The sequence below is a fragment of the Pseudomonas sp. LBUM1662 genome (genome assembly GCF_059695915.1).
Genome location: NZ_CP166793.1, coordinates 3,613,854 through 3,630,630, shown reverse-complemented (window position 1 = coordinate 3,630,630; position 16,777 = coordinate 3,613,854). Strand labels below are relative to the sequence as shown.

Genomic DNA, 16,777 nt, shown 5'->3' with positions numbered 1-16,777 from the left:
CTGTCCAGGCCGTTTTCATTTGTGCTTCAGTGTCTTAGATAAACCTCCTGTTACGTAAGCCGAAGGTAAATTGCCGGTAAAGGCGCTTTGCTTAATACCCACCAGTGCTTATCGTTCAGCCTCCTGTAGAAAGAAGCTCACGCGCCCAATGGTTGATCATTCCATGCAATCCTCCGCTTCCCGTAATCCTCGTCGCTGGCTGCTCGGCCTGCTTGTCCTGTTGGTCATCGCTGGCCTGTGCTGGAAATTCTGGCCTGCCGGCTCTGCCCAGAAGGACGGAGCTGCGCCGAAAGCCGTGGCCGGCCATACCGGCAAGTCGGGGGGAATGCGTCCGGGCTTCGGCGGGGCGACCGGACCGATCCCGGTGCGCGTGGCGCCGGCGGTCAAGGGTGACTTCCCTCTGTACTACAAGGCGCTGGGCACGGTCACTGCGTTGAACACCATCAATGTCCGCAGCCGCGTTGGCGGCGAATTGATGAAGGTCTCCTTCGAAGAAGGGCAGATGGTCAAGGCAGGCGACCTGCTGGCTGAAATCGACCCGCGTCCTTACCAGAACGCCTTGCTCCAGGCCGAAGGCACGCTGCTGCAGAACCAGGCCCAGCTGAAAAACGCTCAGGTCGACGTCGAGCGCTATCGCGGCCTGTTCAAGGAAGACAGTATCGCCAAGCAAACCCTGGACACCGCCGAAGCACTGGTCGGCCAGTACCTGGGCACGGTCAAGACCAACCAGGCGGCGGTCAACGACGCCAAACTCAATCTCGAATTCACCAGGATTCGCGCACCGATTGCCGGGCGTGTGGGCCTGCGGCAACTGGACGTCGGCAACCTGGTGGCGGCCAACGACACTACGGCGCTGGCGATCATCACCCAGACACAGCCAATCAGCGTCGCTTTCACCTTGCCGGAAAACAGCCTCGACATCGTACTGGCGCGCTATCGCACGGGCGCGAAACTACCGGCCGAAGCCTGGGACCGTGGCGACACCAAGTTGCAGGCCACCGGCGTGTTGCAGAGCCTGGACAACCAGATCGACGTGACCACCGGCACCCTGAAATTCAAGGCGCGCTACGAGAACCGTGATCAGGCGCTGTTCCCCAATCAGTTCGTCAACGTCCACTTGCTGGCCGACACGCTCAAGGATGTGGTGCTCGCACCTTCGGCGGCGATTCAGTTCGGCACTAACGGCACCTTCGTCTACGCCCTGGACGGCGACAAGAAAGTCGCGATCCGTCAGTTGAAAGTCGGCGCCAGTGACGGTGAAAACACCGTGATCACCGAAGGTCTGGCCCCCGGAGACCGCGTCGTCCTCGAAGGCACCGACCGCCTGAAAGAAGGCAGTGAAGTGGAAGTGGTCAACGACACCAAGGACGTACCGACCACCCCGACCGGCCACCTGCAAGGCAAATCGGCGGCCAGTTCGACTGAGCCGGCCGCTGCCGACAAGGCGAAAAAGGGCGGCGCATGAACATCTCGCGGCTGTTCATCCTTCGCCCGGTCGCCACCACGCTGAGCATGCTGGCCATTATCCTGGCCGGCGTGATCGCCTATCGGCTGCTGCCGGTGTCGGCATTGCCTCAGGTCGATTACCCGACCATCCGCGTCATGACCCTGTATCCCGGCGCCAGCCCGGATGTCATGACCAGCGCTGTGACCGCGCCGCTGGAGCGTCAGTTCGGGCAGATGCCCGGCCTGACCCAGATGGCGTCGACCAGTTCCGGTGGCGCCTCGGTGCTGACCCTGCGTTTCAGCCTCGACATCAATATGGACGTTGCCGAGCAGCAGGTGCAGGCCGCGATCAACGCCGCGACCAATCTGCTGCCCAAGGACCTGCCGGCACCGCCGGTGTACAACAAGGTCAACCCGGCGGACACCCCGGTGCTGACCCTGGCCATCACCTCCAAAACCATGTTGTTGCCCAAGCTCAATGATTTGGTCGACACGCGCATGGCGCAGAAAATCGCCCAGATCAGCGGTGTCGGCATGGTCAGCATTGCCGGCGGCCAGCGTCAGGCGGTGCGGATCAAGGTGAATCCGGAGGCCTTGGCGGCCAATGGCTTGAACCTGTCGGACGTGCGCACCCTGATCGGCGCGTCCAACGTCAACCAGCCGAAAGGCAACTTCGACGGCCCGACCCGGGTCTCGATGCTCGATGCCAACGACCAACTGACCTCGCCCAAGGACTACGCCAACCTGATCCTGGCCTACGCCAACGGCGCGCCGTTGCGCCTGAAGGATGTGGCGGAGATTGTCGACGGCGCCGAGAACGAACGCCTGGCAGCGTGGGCCAATGAAAACCAGGCGGTGCTGCTGAACATTCAGCGTCAGCCCGGTGCCAACGTCATCGAAGTGGTTGACCGGATCAAGGCCTTGCTGCCAAGCATCACCGACAACCTGCCGGCCGGCCTCGACGTCACGGTCCTCACCGACCGTACCCAGACCATCCGCGCCTCCGTCACCGACGTGCAACACGAATTGTTGATCGCCATCGCGCTGGTGGTCATGGTCACGTTCCTGTTCCTGCGCCGCGCGAGTGCCACGATCATTCCGTCGGTGGCCGTGCCGCTGTCGCTGATCGGCACCTTCGGCGTGATGTACCTCGCCGGTTTCTCGGTCAACAACCTGACCCTGATGGCCCTGACCATCGCCACCGGTTTTGTGGTGGACGATGCGATCGTGATGCTGGAGAACATTTCCCGGTATATCGAAGAAGGGGACAGTCCCCTGAATGCCGCGCTCAAGGGCGCCAAGCAGATCGGCTTCACCCTGATTTCCCTGACCCTGTCGCTGATCGCAGTGCTGATTCCGCTGCTGTTCATGGCCGACGTGGTGGGGCGCTTGTTCCGCGAGTTCGCCATCACCCTCGCGGTGGCGATCCTGATTTCCCTTGTCGTCTCCCTGACCCTGACACCGATGATGTGCGCGCGGTTGCTCAAACGTGAACCCAAGGAAGAAGAACAGGGCCGTTTTTACCGCGCCAGCGGCGCAACAATTGATTGGATGATCGCGGCTTACGGTCGCAAGTTAAAGTGGGTTCTCAAGCATCAGCCGCTGACCTTGCTGGTGGCGATCGGCACCTTGGCGCTGACTGTCTTCCTGTACATGGTCGTGCCCAAGGGCTTCTTCCCGGTGCAGGACACGGGCGTTATTCAGGGCATTTCCGAGGCGCCGCAGTCGATTTCCTTTGCGGCGATGAGCGAACGTCAGCAGGAACTGGCCAAGGTCATCCTGGCCGATCCAGCGGTGGAGAGCCTGTCGTCCTACATTGGCGTCGACGGTGACAACTCGACGCTCAACAGCGGTCGACTGCTGATCAACCTCAAGTCCCACAGCAACCGCGACCTGAGCGCCACCGAAGTGATCGCTCGCCTGCAACCGGAACTCGACAAACTGGTGGGCATTCGCCTGTTCATGCAGCCGGTGCAGGACCTGACCATCGAAGACCGCGTCAGCCGCACGCAATACCAGTTCAGCATGTCGTCGCCAGACTCGGAGTTGTTGAGCCTGTGGAGCGGTCGTCTGGTGGAGGCGCTGGCGCAACGGCCAGAGTTGACCGACGTTGCCAGCGATTTGCAGGACAAGGGCTTGCAGGTCTATCTGGTGATCGACCGCGATGCGGCGTCGCGGGTCGGCGTGTCGGTGTCGAACATCACCGATGCGCTGTACGACGCCTTCGGTCAGCGGCAGATTTCCACCATCTACACCCAGGCCAGCCAGTACCGTGTGGTGCTGCAATCGCAGTCCGGCGAGAAGATCGGCCCGGACGCGCTGAACCAGATTCACGTCAAGACCACCGACGGCGGGCAAGTGCGCCTGTCGAGCCTGGCGCACATCGAGGAACGGCAGGCGCAACTGGCGATCACGCATATCGGCCAGTTCCCGGCGGTGATGATGTCGTTCAACCTGGCCCCCGGCGTTGCGCTGGGGCATGCGGTGGAAATCATCGAGCAGGTGCAGAAAGACATCGGCATGCCGATTGGCGTGCAAACCCAGTTCCAGGGCGCGGCCGAGGCGTTCCAGGCCTCGTTGTCGAGCACCTTGCTGCTGATTCTGGCGGCGGTGGTGACCATGTACATCGTGCTTGGCGTGCTCTACGAGAGCTACATCCACCCGATCACCATTCTCTCGACCTTGCCCTCGGCGGCGGTCGGCGCCTTGCTGGCGTTGCTGTTGAGCGGCAATGACCTGGGGATGATCGCGATCATCGGCATCATTCTGCTGATCGGTATCGTGAAAAAGAACGCGATCATGATGATCGACTTCGCCCTCGACGCTGAACGCAATCAGGGCATGGACCCGGAAACGGCGATCTATCAAGCGGCGTTGCTGCGTTTCCGGCCGATTCTGATGACCACGCTGGCCGCATTGTTTGGTGCAGTGCCGTTGATGCTGGCCACCGGTTCCGGCGCGGAACTGCGCCAGCCGTTGGGTCTGGTGATGGTCGGCGGTTTGCTGGTGAGCCAGGTGCTGACGCTGTTCACTACGCCTGTGATCTATCTGTATTTCGACCGTCTCGGTCGGCGCTGGGGGCGCAAGTCTGAAGCCGCGGAAGCGGTCGAGCAGCCATGAACCTGTCCGGACCTTTCATCAAGCGCCCGGTCGCGACCATGTTGTTGAGCCTGGCGATCATGCTGCTGGGTGGCGTGAGCTTCGGCCTGCTGCCGGTGTCGCCGTTGCCGCAGATGGACTTCCCGGTGATCGTGGTCCAGGCCAGCCTGCCCGGCGCCAGCCCTGAAGTGATGGCTTCGACCGTGGCCACGCCGCTGGAGCGCTCCTTCGGCGCCATCGCCGGCGTCAACACCATGAGCAGCCGCTCCAGCCAGGGCTCGACCCGGGTGATTTTGCAGTTCGACCTGGATCGCGACATCAACGGCGCGGCCCGGGAAGTGCAGGCGGCGATCAACGCTTCGCGCAATTTGCTGCCGAGCGGGATGCGCAGCATGCCGACCTACAAGAAGGTCAACCCGTCCCAGGCGCCGATCATGGTGCTTTCGCTGACCTCCGATGTGCTGGAAAAAGGCCAGCTCTACGATTTGGCCTCGACGATTCTGTCCCAGAGCCTGTCCCAAGTGCAGGGAGTCGGTGAAGTGCAGATCGGCGGCAGCTCCTTGCCGGCGGTGCGCATCGAACTTGAACCCCAGGCGCTCAACCAGTACGGCGTGGCCCTGGACGATGTGCGCAACACCATCGCCAACGCCAACGTGCGCCGGCCCAAGGGCTCGGTCGAAGACGGCCAGCGGCTGTGGCAGGTGCAGGCCAACGATCAACTGGAAAAAGCCAAGGATTACGAGTCGCTGATCATCCACTACGCGGACGGCGCGGCGCTGCGCCTGAAGGATGTGGCCAAGGTCAGCGATGGCGTCGAGGACCGCTACAACAGCGGTTTCTTCAACAATGATGCGGCGGTGCTGCTGGTGATCAACCGTCAGGCCGGCGCCAACATCATCGAGACGGTCAATGAGATCAAGGCGCAGCTGCCGGCGTTGCAGGCGGTGCTGCCGGCCAGCGTCAAGCTGAACCTGGCGATGGACCGTTCGCCGGTGATCAAGGCCACGCTGCACGAAGCGGAAATGACCCTGCTGATCGCCGTGGCGCTGGTGATTCTGGTGGTGTTCCTGTTTCTCGGTAACTTCCGCGCTTCGCTGATTCCGACCCTGGCGGTGCCGGTGTCGCTGGTCGGCACCTTTGCCGTGATGTACCTCTACGGTTTTTCCCTGAACAACCTGTCGCTGATGGCGCTGATCCTGGCCACCGGGCTGGTGGTGGACGACGCCATCGTGGTGCTGGAGAACATTTCCCGGCACATCGATGAAGGCGTGCCGCCGATGAAGGCTGCGTACCTGGGGGCTGAGGAAGTCGGCTTCACGTTGCTGTCGATGAACGTCTCGCTGGTGGCAGTGTTTCTGTCGATCCTGTTCATGGGCGGGATTGTCGAAAGCCTGTTCCGCGAGTTTTCCATCACATTGGCGGCGTCCATCGTGGTCTCGCTGATAGTCTCTTTGACGCTGACACCGATGCTCTGCGCCCGGTGGCTCAAGCCGCACACGCCGGGGCAGGAAAACCGTTTGCAGCGTTGGAGTCAGCGGGCCAACGAGTGGATGGTGGCCAAATACGCCACCAGTCTCGATTGGGTGCTGCGTCACCGTCGATTGACCTTGCTCAGCCTGATCGTGACGGTCGGCGTTAATATCGCGTTGTATGTGGTTGTTCCTAAAACGTTTATGCCGCAGCAAGACACCGGCCAATTGATCGGTTTCGTGCGCGGCGACGACGGTCTGTCATTCAGCGTGATGCAGCCGAAAATGGAAATCTTCCGCCGCGCCGTGCTCAAGGACGACGCGGTGCAAAGTGTCGCCGGTTTCATCGGTGGCACCAACGGCACCAACAACGCCTTCATGCTGGTGCGCTTGAAACCGATCAAGGAGCGCAACATTTCCGCGCAGAAGGTCATTGAACGGCTGCGCAAGGAAATGCCCAAGGTCGCTGGCGCGCAATTGATGCTGATGGCGGATCAGGACCTGCAATTTGGTGGCGGCCGCGAACAGACCACCTCGCAGTATTCCTACATCCTGCAAAGCGGTGATCTGGGCGATTTGCGCGAGTGGTACCCGAAAGTCGTTACCGCGTTGAAAGCGTTGCCGGAGCTCACAGCGATTGATGCCCGTGAAGGTCGCGGGGCTCAGCAAGTGACCCTGATCGTCGACCGCGATCAGGCCAAGCGCCTGGGCGTCGACATGGACATGGTCACCTCGGTGCTGAACAACGCCTACAGCCAGCGGCAGATCTCGACGATTTACGACAGCCTCAACCAGTACCAGGTGGTGATGGAGGTCAACCCGAAATACGCCCAGGACCCAATTACGCTCAAGCAGGTGCAGGTGATCACCGCCGACGGCGCGCGGATTCCGCTGTCGACCATTGCCCACTACGAAAACAGCCTGGAAGACGACCGGGTCAGCCACGAAGGTCAGTTCGCCTCCGAAAGCCTGTCTTTCGACATGGCCGATGGGGTGACGGTGGAGCAGGGCACGGCGGCAATTGAGCGCGCCATCGCCAAGGTCGGCCTGCCGGAAAGCGTGATCGCGAAAATGGCCGGCACCGCCGATGCCTTCGCCGCCACACAGAAGAGCCAGCCGTGGATGATTCTCGGCGCGCTGGTGGCGGTGTATCTGGTGCTGGGTGTGCTGTATGAAAGCTACATCCATCCGTTGACCATTTTGTCGACACTGCCGTCGGCAGGGGTCGGCGCGCTGCTGTCGATCTATGCGCTGGGCGGGGAGTTCAGCCTGATTTCGTTGCTCGGGTTGTTCCTGCTGATCGGCGTGGTGAAGAAAAACGCCATTCTGATGATCGACCTGGCGCTGCAACTGGAGCGGCATCAAGGCATGGCGCCGCTGGAGTCGATTCGCAGTGCCTGCCTGCAACGTCTGCGGCCGATTCTGATGACCACACTGGCGGCGATCCTCGGTGCGTTGCCGTTGCTGCTGAGCCGTGCCGAAGGTGCGGAAATGCGTCAACCGCTGGGCTTGACCATCATCGGTGGGCTGATCTTCAGTCAGGTGCTGACCCTTTACACCACTCCGGTGGTTTACCTCTATCTCGACAAACTGCGCCATCGCTTCAACAAATGGCGTGGAGTGCGTACCGATGCTGCTCTGGAAACTCCGCTATGACTGACCGTTCGCTTATCAATCTGGCCACGCCGTTGGCCGCGGCCCGAGGCTCGCGCTTGCTGAGCCTGGCGCTGTGCGTGGCGATGCTCAGCGCTTGCGCTGTCGGCCCGGACTACCAGCGCCCGCCAGCCGCCGCGCCGGTGCAATACAAGGAAGCGGCCGGCTGGCGTCAGGCCAGCCCGAGTGATTCCCTGGCCCGTGGCGCTTGGTGGGAACTGTATGGCGATCAGCAGCTCAACGGCCTGATCGAAAAACTCAACAGCTCCAACCAGACCGTCGCCCAGTCCGAAGCCCAGTACCGTCAGGCCCAGGCCTTGGTGCGCAGTGCTCGGGGGGCGTTTTTCCCGACGGTGGATCTGACCGTCGGGAAAAACCGCTCCAGCCAGGGCACCGGCAGCAGCAGTTCGAGCCTGACCAGTTCCTCCAGCGGTATTCGCGATACCTACACCGCTCAGGCCGGGGTCAGTTGGGAAGCGGACATCTGGGGCAAGTTGCGCCGAGGCCTTGAAGCCGACACCGCCAACGCCGAAGCCAGTTTTGCCGATCTAGCGGCGATGCGCCTCAGCCAACAGTCGGAACTGGTGCAGAACTACCTGCAATTGCGGGTGATCGACGAACAGAAACGCCTGCTCGAAGCGACCGTCGAGGCCTATCAGCGCTCGCTGAAAATGACCGAAAACCAATACCGCGCCGGTGTCTCCGGCAAGGACGCGGTGGCCCAGGCGCAGACTCAGCTCAAAAGCACCCAGGCGGACATGGTCGACCTGATCTGGCAGCGCGCCCAGTTCGAGAACGCCATCGCCGTGCTGATCGGGTTGCCGCCCGCCGAGTTCAGCCTGGTCGAAACCAAGAACATTCCGGCATTGCCCGAAGTACCGCTGGGCTTGCCTTCGCAGTTGCTCGAACGTCGCCCGGACATTGCTTCGGCAGAGCGATCGGTGATGGCAGCCAATGCCAATATCGGCGTGGCCAAGGCTGCGTATTATCCGGACCTGACCCTGAGCCTGAACGGCGGTTACAGCAGCAGCACCTATGCCAACTGGATCAGCGTGCCGAACCGCTTCTGGTCGGTGGGGCCGCAACTGGCCATGACCCTGTTTGATGGCGGCCAGCGTTCTGCCGAGGTCGATCGCAGTGAGGCGGCCTACGACGAAACCGTCGCCAAGTACCGCCAGACCGTACTCGATGGTTTCCGCGAGGTGGAAAACTACCTGGTGCAGCTCAAGGTGCTGGAAGACGAAGCCGGCGTGCGCCAGGAAGCACTGGATGCCGCGCGAGAGTCCCTTCGGTTGACGCAAAACCAATACAAGGCCGGGGTGATTGCTTATCTGGATGTGGTAGTGGTGCAGGCCACGGCCTTGAGTAACGAACGCAGCGTGTTGAACCTGTTGCAGAGTCGCTTGATCGCCAGCGTGCAACTGATCGCGGCGCTGGGCGGTGGCTGGGACGGAGCGCTTGAGGTAAGCGAAAACAAATAGCCCGGCCCTGCGGGACTGCGGGGCCCGTGGATCCTGTAGGAGCTGTCGAGTGAAACGAGGCTGCGATCTTTTGACTTTGATTTTTTAAAAACAAGATCAAAAGATCGCAGCCTCGTTTCACTCGACAGCTCCTACAGGTCCTACAGGTCCTACAGGTCCAAAGGGATGCGTGGTGTTTTAGAGCCTTTGCGCACGATCAAACAAGCGTTTCATCGGTTTGATGGCCATCTGATTGCTTTTGTCAGTGCGTTCTTTTGTGCAATCAGTACAATCGCCCGATTTGCCCTCCCGAGAACGGAAGCAGTACGGTAGGGCGATCGCGAGAATGTCACATGCTTATCGGTAGCTATTCACCCACGCTGGTTATCATTTCGCTCTGTGTGGCGATTCTCGCCTCATACACTGCGCTCGACCTGACCGAGCGCATTGCCACTGCCAAAGGCCGTGCCGTGTTCCTATGGACAGCGGGCGGTGCGTTTGCCATGGGCGTTGGCGTCTGGTCGATGCATTTTATCGGCATGCTCGCGTTCACATTGCCCATCGACCTGGGTTACGACTTCACCCTCACGTCCCTGTCGCTGCTGACGGCGATCCTGTCCTGCGGCTTTGCGCTGTGGCTGGTCAGTCAGCCCCGGCTGCCGTCCTGGCAACTGGGATTCGGCGCGTTGATCATGGGCGCCGGGATCAGCGCCATGCATTACACCGGCATGGCCGCCATGCGCATGCAGCCGGGGATCGATTACGACCCGACGCTGTTTGGTGCGTCGCTGCTCATCGCCGTCGGCGCCTCGGGCGCAGCGTTATGGATCGCCTTCCGCCTGCGTCAGCACACGCCATACGTGGGCCTGCTTCGCGCCGGTGCTGCGGTGATCATGGGCCTCGCCATCGTCGGCATGCACTACACGGCCATGGCCGCAGCGCGATTCCCGGACGGCAGTTTCTGTGGCGCCGCCATCAGCGGCTTGAACGGCAAGGGCCTCGACAACCTGGTCCTGATTACCACCCTCGCGGTGTTGAGCATTGCCTTGCTGACCTCGGTTCTCGATGCGCGTCTTGAAGCCCGCACCGCCGACCTGGCGCGCTCGCTGACGGAAGCCAACCGTGAACTGACCCAACTGGCTTTGCACGACACCCTGACCGGTTTGCCCAACCGCATGCTCCTGGCCGACCGAATCGAGCAGGCCATGTCCAAGGTCCAGGAGCAGGGCGGCTGCTTTGCGCTGATGTTCATCGACCTCGACGGCTTCAAACCGGTCAACGATGCCTTCGGCCATCACATGGGCGATCAGTTGTTGCGTGAGGTCGGTTTGCGCCTGCGCGAGGACATGCGCAGTCAGGACACGCTGGCGCGCATCGGCGGCGATGAGTTCGTGCTGCTGGTGCGGCTCAGCGAGCCAAACGATGCATTGAATGTCGCGGCGCGTCAGGTCGGGTTGATCGGCAGTTCGTTCCGGGTTGCCGAACATGAGCTGCAGATTTCCGCCAGTCTCGGCATCGCGCTGTACCCGGGCAACGGCCAGACCGCCCAGGAATTGCTGATGAACGCCGACGCGGCGATGTACCACGCCAAGGGCGCCGGGAAAAACGGTTACAGCTTCTTCGACGCCTCGATGAACAGCAACGCGCGCAAACAGCTGCAATTGCTGCAGGATTTGCGCAACGCCCTCGAGCAGCAGCAGTTCAGTCTCTATTACCAGCCCAAGTTCGACGCCAGCAATGGTCGTCCGGTGGGCGCCGAGGCGCTGCTGCGTTGGGAGCATCCGACCCAGGGCATGTTGCTGCCGGACAAGTTCATCGACCTGGCGGAAAGGACCGGGCTGATCATTCCGATTGGTGAATGGGTGCTGAACGAAGCCTGCCGCCAGATGCGCGAGTGGTACGTGCTTGGCTACACCGATTGGCGCATTGCGGTGAACCTCTCGGCGTTGCAGTTCTGCCATGCGGGCCTGGTCAAGAGCGTCTCCAAGGCCTTGGCTACGCATCAGCTGCCGGCCAATAGCCTGACCCTGGAAATCACCGAAACCACCGCCATGAGTGATGCCGATGCAAGCATGACGGTGCTTCAGGAACTCTCGGAAATGGGTGTCGACCTGTCCATCGACGACTTCGGCACCGGCTATTCGAGCTTGATGTACCTCAAGCGCCTGCCGGCCAACGAACTGAAGATCGACCGCGGTTTCGTCCGCGATCTGGAGCACGACAGTGACGACGCCGCCATCGTCTCGGCTATCGTCGCCCTCGGCCAGGCGCTGGGCTTGCGCATCGTTGCCGAAGGCGTGGAGACCGGTGTCCAGCAAGACTTCCTGACCAAACTCGGATGCGATTCGTTGCAGGGCTACCTGCTCGGGCACCCGCTGCCGGCAGATCGCTTTATGGCCGACATTGTTCGCGGGGAACGATTGGCGACGGACGTTGTGCCTGTAGCAGCTGTCTAGCCCGCGAGGCTGCGTCCGGCTGCGCAGCAGTCTTAAACACGGTACGCACGTTCCTCTTGAAACACCGCGCTGTCTGATTTCACGGGCAGCTTCGCTGCCGAACGCAGCCTCGCAGGCTCGACAGCTGCTACGGAAGAATGCGGCTTCGCAGGCGCGAAAGCAGCTACAGGGAACGCCTACGGACGCCGCGTTGGCAGGATCAGTTGATGTGAGTCCATGCAAAAGCCGGCAATGGCGGTTATTCTTGGCCCCGATTGCTTACGCGTGAAGGGGAAAGTCAGCATGGACAAAGTCATTGTCATCACCGGCGGCGGCCGTGGTATCGGCGCGGCAACCGCGCTGTTGGCCGCTGAGCTTGGCTATCGGATCTGTATCAACTATCAGTCCGACGAGTCGGCTGCGCATGGCGTATTGGCGCAAGTCCGCGCACTGGGCGCTCAAGCCATTGCGGTGCGTGCGGACGTCAGCATTGAAGACGAAGTGATCAGTCTGTTCCACCGGGTGGACACCGAGCTGGGTCGTGTCACCGCACTGGTGAACAACGCCGGCACCGTCGGGCACAAATCCCGCGTCGACGAAATGTCCGAATTCCGCATTCTCAAAACCCTCAAGACCAACGTTCTGGCACCGATCCTCTGCGCCAAGCACGCGATCATGCGCATGTCGCCCAAACATGGCGGGCAGGGCGGCAGCATCGTCAACGTGTCCTCAGTGGCTTCGCGTTTGGGCTCGCCCAATGAGTATGTGGATTACGCCGCCTCGAAAGGCGCGCTGGACAGTTTCACCATCGGCCTGTCCAAGGAAGTGGCAGGCGAGGGGATTCGCGTCAACGCGGTGCGACCGGGGTTCATCTACACCGATTTCCATGCGCTGAGTGGTGATCCGGATCGGGTGAGCAAGCTGGAATCGGCGATCCCGATGGCTCGCGGTGGACGGCCGGATGAAGTGGCGGAGGCGATTATCTGGTTGTTGTCGGACAAGGCTTCTTATGCGACCGGGACGTTTGTTGACCTCGGGGGCGGGCGTTAACCTCTGAGACTTGTGTTGGGCGGGCTGGCCCCTTCGCGAGCAAGCCCGCTCCCACAGTTGAACGCGTTCCCCCTGTGGGAGCGGGCTTGCTCGCGAAGGCGCCAGGCCAGGCAGCATTCAACTATCAGAACGACCGCACTATCCGCCCCAACGTCTCCATCGCCTTCTCCGAATCCTCGGTCCACGGGCTGCCGTAATTCAACCGAATACAATTCCTGAACCGCTGTGTCGGTGAAAAGATGGGCCCCGGTGCGATGCTGATGCCTTGCGCCAGTGCCATCTGAAACAACTTCAACGAATCCATCTGCGGTGGCAATTCCAGCCACAGGAAATAGCCGCCAGCCGGCTGGCTGACGCGCGTCTGCGCCGGAAAATAGCGGGCGATGGCGGCGAGCATGGCGCTTTGCTGTTCTTCCAGGGCGTAGCGCAGTTTGCGCAGATGCCGGTCGTAGCCGCCGTGTTGCAGGTAGTCGGCGATGGCGGCCTGGGCCGGCATCGAGGCGCACAGCGAGGTCATGAGTTTCAGACGCTCGATCTTCTGCGCGTAACGCCCTGCAGCCACCCAGCCAATGCGGTAGCCGGGGGCCAGGCTCTTGGCGAAGGAACCGCAATGCATCACCAGCCCTTCGGTATCAAACGCCTTGGCCGGTTTCGGTGCCTGTTGGCCGTAATAGAGTTCGGCGTAGACGTCGTCCTCGATCAGCGGCACTTGATGGCTGCGCAACAACTCAACCAGCTCCTGCTTCTTCGCCTCGGGCATGGTCGCGCCCATCGGGTTCTGGAAGCTGGTCATGCACCAGCAGGCCTTGATCGGGTGGCGTTCCAGCGTTTGCGCGAGCACGCCCAGGTCGATGCCGTCGCGCGGGTGCACCGGGATTTCGACGGCTTTGAGTTTCAGGCGCTCGAGGATTTGCAGGCAGGCATAAAACGCTGGCGCCTCAATGGCCACCAGGTCGCCGGGTTCGGTGACCGCTTGCAGGCACAGGTTCAGGGCTTCCAGCGCGCCGTTGGTGATCAGCAGTTCTTCCATCGGCAGCATCAGCCCGCCGACCATGTAGCGCAGGGCAATCTGCCGACGCAGTTGCGGATTGCCCGGCGACATGTCGGTGACGACCATGCGCGGATCCATGTCCCGGGCGGCGCTGGCCAGGGAGCGGGACAGGCGTTGCAACGGGAACAGGGTCGGGCTGGGGAAGGCCGAGCCGAAGGGCACGGTGGTCGGGTCCTTGATCGAGTCGAGAACCGAGAACACCAGTTCGCTGACGTCGACTTCGGTGGATTCATTGACCTGGCTGCTGATCACCGGCTCCGAGAACGGGCTCGGCGCGTGCGCGTTGACGAAGTAGCCGGAGCGCGGCCGGGCACGGATCAGGCCCCGGCGTTCAAGCAGGTAATAAGCCTGGAACACGGTGGACGGGCTGACCCCGTACGTCTGGCTGGCGTAGCGCACCGACGGCACGCGCTGGCCGGGGCCGAGGACGCCGGAGCGGATCAGTTCAGCGATGTCGTCGGCGAATTTTTCGTAGCGTTTCATCGAGTGCCTGGATTGGTGTCATTCAGAGAAATCGAGGTGACTTCTTCGCGGGCAAGCCTCGCTCCTACAGTCAACACCGTACCGTAGGAGCGAGGCTTGCCCGCGAATAGCGCACCGCAGTCTAAGGGATCAACGGTTCATCGGCGCAACAAAACGGCTTTTAGCCACGCTGTAGATGTCCGGCTCGTCGCTGTCGGCAATCTTGAAACTGATCGTCTGCGAGCTGCTGCTCGGCCGTTCGGTGGTCATGGCCACCGACACCGGTACATCGACAATTTCACCCGGGGCCAGGCTCAGATCGGTCTTGCCTTGCAGCACGAAGCCTTCGCCATCCACCAGGCTCAGCCGGTAATCCTGACGCAGCTGGGTCTTGTTGATGACCTTCAGGCTGTAGATGTTTTCGATCTGCCCCTGACTGTTCTCGCGGAACAGGCCACGGTCCTTGCTCACGTCCAGCGACACCATCGGCCGTTCGACCAGGGCGAGGGCGAGGGCACCGATCATCACCAGCAGCACCGCCGTGTAACCGATCAGCCGTGGCCGCAGCAGGTGAGTCTTGCCACCTTGCAACTCATGCTCCGAGGTATAGCTGATCAAGCCACGGGCATAGCCCATTTTGTCCATGATCGAATCGCAGGCGTCGATGCACGCCGCGCAGCCGATGCATTCCATCTGCAAACCGTCGCGAATGTCGATCCCGGTCGGGCAGACCTGCACGCACAGCTGACAGTCGATGCAGTCACCCAGGCCTACCTCGGTCGGTTTCACCTCACGTTTGCGCGGGCCACGGTTTTCACCCCGGGCGACGTCGTAGGAAATGGTCAGGGTGTCCTTGTCGAACATCACGCTCTGGAACCGCGCATATGGGCACATGTGCATGCACACCGCTTCACGCAGCCACCCGGCGTTGATGTATGTCGCACCGGTAAAAAACAGCACCCAGAACAGACTGACACCGCCCATCTGCAGGGTCAGCAGCTCTTCGGCCAGCGGCCGGATCGGCGTGAAATAGCCGACAAAGGTCAGGCCGGTGAGCAGGCTGATGGCCAGCCACAACGTGTGCTTGGCCGAACGGCGAATCAGTTTGTTTAGCCCCCAGGGAGCGGCTTGCAGCTTGATCCGCTGGTTGCGTTCACCTTCGGTGATCTTCTCGCACCACATGAAAATCCAGGTCCAGGAACTCTGCGGGCAGGTGTAGCCGCACCAGACGCGGCCGGCGAACACGGTGATCGCGAACAGGCCGAACGCGGCGATGATCAGTAGCGCCGACAGCAGGATGAAATCCTGGGGCCAGAACGTTGCGCCGAAGATGTGGAATTTGCTTTCGGAGAGGTCCCAGAGCACCGCCTGACGGTCGCCCCAGTTCAGCCACACGGTGCCGAAGAACAGCAAAAACAATAGGCCCGCACCGCTTAGACGCAAGGTGCGAAACAGGCCGGTGAAGCTGCGGGTGTGGATCAGGTTGTCGCTTGACTTGGCCTTCATCTTTGGACGCGAAGGCTCATAGCTGTGTACTGAAGGGACGCTTTCTACGGTTCGGACGGGGATTCTTTCGCTCATGGTCTTTCGCTCATCAGCCTCCATCAGGCATGAGCACTATGACCAGCGATCTGTTTGCATAACAGACTCAGGTATTGCAATAAAAAGCGGATCAGATGGGCTTTGATCCGCTACCTGCGACAACTTGATGCACCCCGTCACAGCGAGGCGCAAGCGCCTATATCAAGCGCTTGCGGCGGTTGTTGATCCGCATCAGTCAAATCACCGAATCACTGTCCGTAGCCTTCAAATGCTTACGACCGTCCACTGCCCCTGCTACGGTCAATGCGTCGGCTTCTGCTTCGGTGATGTAGACGCGCTGGCCGTTGAGCTCAACCGCCGACATGGCTTTTTCCGAGTCGGTGATGATCGTGACATCGGGGCACAGGCGAATTTCTTCGCCGTTTTCGGTCAGGAAAAAGCAGGTCTGGTTTTCGATGCGCACAGTCATGGAGGTGTCCTTTTTTTAGCGGGTTCTAAACTGTTAGGGCGCATCCGACGGACATCGTTCTGTGCAACTGATTAATGGTCGGCGCGGTCCATCCACCCATAACGATCAATCACAAGGATTGCACCATGAACGCCTGGTGGCATGAGGTTTGGGTAACGCTGCAAGCAGAGTTCGCCGACATCGGCGATGCGTCACAACTGACGCGTATCACCGTGAGATTGCTGATCGCAGCCATATTGGGCGGCATTCTCGGTTTCGAGCGTGAACAAAAGGGCAAGGCCGCCGGGGTGCGCACACACATGCTCGTGGCCCTCGGTGCCGCGCTGTTTGTGCTGGTGCCGCAGATGTCCGGTTCCCAGGCCGACGCCATGAGCCGGGTGGTACAAGGGGTGATCGCCGGGATCGGCTTCCTGGGTGCCGGCACCATCCTGAAAAACCAGGAAGGCGATGAAGGCCACGTCAAAGGCCTGACCACTGCTGCCGGGTTATGGATGACCGCCGCCATCGGCGTCTCGGCCGGGTTGGGCCGCGAGGCGACGGCGGTGTTCAGTACGCTGCTGGCGTTGGCGATTTTCAGCGTGATGCCCAGGGTCGTGAAAATGCTCGACCGGGATAAGGACGAGCAGGAACGGCCCTGACGG

Annotated in this window: 10 protein-coding genes; 7 read left to right on the top strand and 3 right to left on the bottom strand. The window is 61.3% G+C overall.

Annotated features, from left to right (window positions below; translation table 11 throughout):
• The first annotated feature begins 148 nt into the window (after positions 1 to 148).
• The 6 genes from ACA049_RS16220 (at position 149) to ACA049_RS16195 (ending at position 12,612) form a co-directional block, all read left to right on the top strand.
• The gene (locus ACA049_RS16220; protein WP_497328328.1) at positions 149 to 1,465 is read left to right on the top strand and encodes an MdtA/MuxA family multidrug efflux RND transporter periplasmic adaptor subunit; all 1,317 of its coding nucleotides are present in this window, start codon (positions 149 to 151) and stop codon (positions 1,463 to 1,465) included.
• On the top strand, positions 1,462 to 4,566 hold the full coding sequence (locus ACA049_RS16215; RefSeq protein ID WP_497328327.1) for an MdtB/MuxB family multidrug efflux RND transporter permease subunit: 3,105 nt from the start codon (positions 1,462 to 1,464) through the stop codon (positions 4,564 to 4,566). The genes ACA049_RS16220 and ACA049_RS16215 overlap by 4 nt, the downstream gene beginning before the upstream one ends.
• Positions 4,563 to 7,670 (top strand): efflux RND transporter permease subunit, encoded by a 3,108-nt coding sequence (locus ACA049_RS16210; protein WP_497328326.1) that lies wholly within the window; start codon positions 4,563 to 4,565, stop codon positions 7,668 to 7,670. The genes ACA049_RS16215 and ACA049_RS16210 overlap by 4 nt, the downstream gene beginning before the upstream one ends.
• Positions 7,667 to 9,148, top strand: coding sequence for an efflux transporter outer membrane subunit (locus ACA049_RS16205; protein WP_497328325.1), 1,482 nt, complete (start codon positions 7,667 to 7,669; stop codon positions 9,146 to 9,148). Before ACA049_RS16210 ends, ACA049_RS16205 begins: the two co-directional genes overlap by 4 nt.
• 332 nt (positions 9,149 to 9,480) lie before the next feature.
• Positions 9,481 to 11,583 (top strand): putative bifunctional diguanylate cyclase/phosphodiesterase, encoded by a 2,103-nt coding sequence (locus tag ACA049_RS16200; protein WP_497328324.1) that lies wholly within the window; start codon positions 9,481 to 9,483, stop codon positions 11,581 to 11,583.
• A 282-nt stretch (positions 11,584 to 11,865) separates the two neighbouring features.
• Entirely contained in the window at positions 11,866 to 12,612 is a 747-nt protein-coding gene (locus ACA049_RS16195) for an SDR family oxidoreductase (RefSeq protein ID WP_497328323.1), read from the top strand.
• Between the two features lie 124 nt (positions 12,613 to 12,736).
• On the opposite strand, the gene mapR is transcribed toward ACA049_RS16195, so the two are convergent.
• From mapR to ACA049_RS16180, 3 genes are all read right to left on the bottom strand, one after another.
• The gene (mapR, locus tag ACA049_RS16190; RefSeq protein ID WP_131061905.1) at positions 12,737 to 14,146 is read right to left on the bottom strand and encodes a GntR family transcriptional regulator MpaR; all 1,410 of its coding nucleotides are present in this window, start codon (positions 14,144 to 14,146) and stop codon (positions 12,737 to 12,739) included.
• A 129-nt stretch (positions 14,147 to 14,275) separates the two neighbouring features.
• Positions 14,276 to 15,706: a cytochrome c oxidase accessory protein CcoG gene (ccoG, locus tag ACA049_RS16185; protein WP_497328322.1), complete on the bottom strand. Its 1,431-nt coding sequence runs from the start codon at positions 15,704 to 15,706 to the stop codon at positions 14,276 to 14,278.
• 196 nt (positions 15,707 to 15,902) lie between these two features.
• Entirely contained in the window at positions 15,903 to 16,136 is a 234-nt protein-coding gene (locus ACA049_RS16180; protein ID WP_094467598.1) for a DUF3203 family protein, read from the bottom strand.
• A 125-nt stretch (positions 16,137 to 16,261) separates the two neighbouring features.
• On the opposite strand from ACA049_RS16180, the gene ACA049_RS16175 reads away from it, so the two are divergent.
• A complete protein-coding gene (locus tag ACA049_RS16175) occupies positions 16,262 to 16,774 on the top strand; it encodes an MgtC/SapB family protein (protein ID WP_497328321.1) in 513 nt (170 codons plus the stop codon).
• The last annotated feature ends 3 nt before the right edge of the window (positions 16,775 to 16,777 follow it).

Excerpts from the sequence above, each read along its gene's own strand:
- ACA049_RS16175 (WP_497328321.1), top strand. The coding sequence starts at position 16,262 with ATGAACGCCTGGTGGCATGAGGTTTGGGTAACGCTGCAAGCAGAGTTC.
- ACA049_RS16195 (WP_497328323.1), top strand. The coding sequence starts at position 11,866 with ATGGACAAAGTCATTGTCATCACCGGCGGCGGCCGTGGTATCGGCGCG.
- mapR (WP_131061905.1), bottom strand. The coding sequence starts at position 14,146 with ATGAAACGCTACGAAAAATTCGCCGACGACATCGCTGAACTGATCCGC.
- ccoG (WP_497328322.1), bottom strand. The coding sequence starts at position 15,706 with ATGAGCGAAAGAATCCCCGTCCGAACCGTAGAAAGCGTCCCTTCAGTA.
- ACA049_RS16220 (WP_497328328.1), top strand. The coding sequence starts at position 149 with ATGGTTGATCATTCCATGCAATCCTCCGCTTCCCGTAATCCTCGTCGC.
- ACA049_RS16200 (WP_497328324.1), top strand. The coding sequence starts at position 9,481 with ATGCTTATCGGTAGCTATTCACCCACGCTGGTTATCATTTCGCTCTGT.
- ACA049_RS16180 (WP_094467598.1), bottom strand. The coding sequence starts at position 16,136 with ATGACTGTGCGCATCGAAAACCAGACCTGCTTTTTCCTGACCGAAAAC.
- ACA049_RS16205 (WP_497328325.1), top strand. The coding sequence starts at position 7,667 with ATGACTGACCGTTCGCTTATCAATCTGGCCACGCCGTTGGCCGCGGCC.
- ACA049_RS16210 (WP_497328326.1), top strand. The coding sequence starts at position 4,563 with ATGAACCTGTCCGGACCTTTCATCAAGCGCCCGGTCGCGACCATGTTG.
- ACA049_RS16215 (WP_497328327.1), top strand. The coding sequence starts at position 1,462 with ATGAACATCTCGCGGCTGTTCATCCTTCGCCCGGTCGCCACCACGCTG.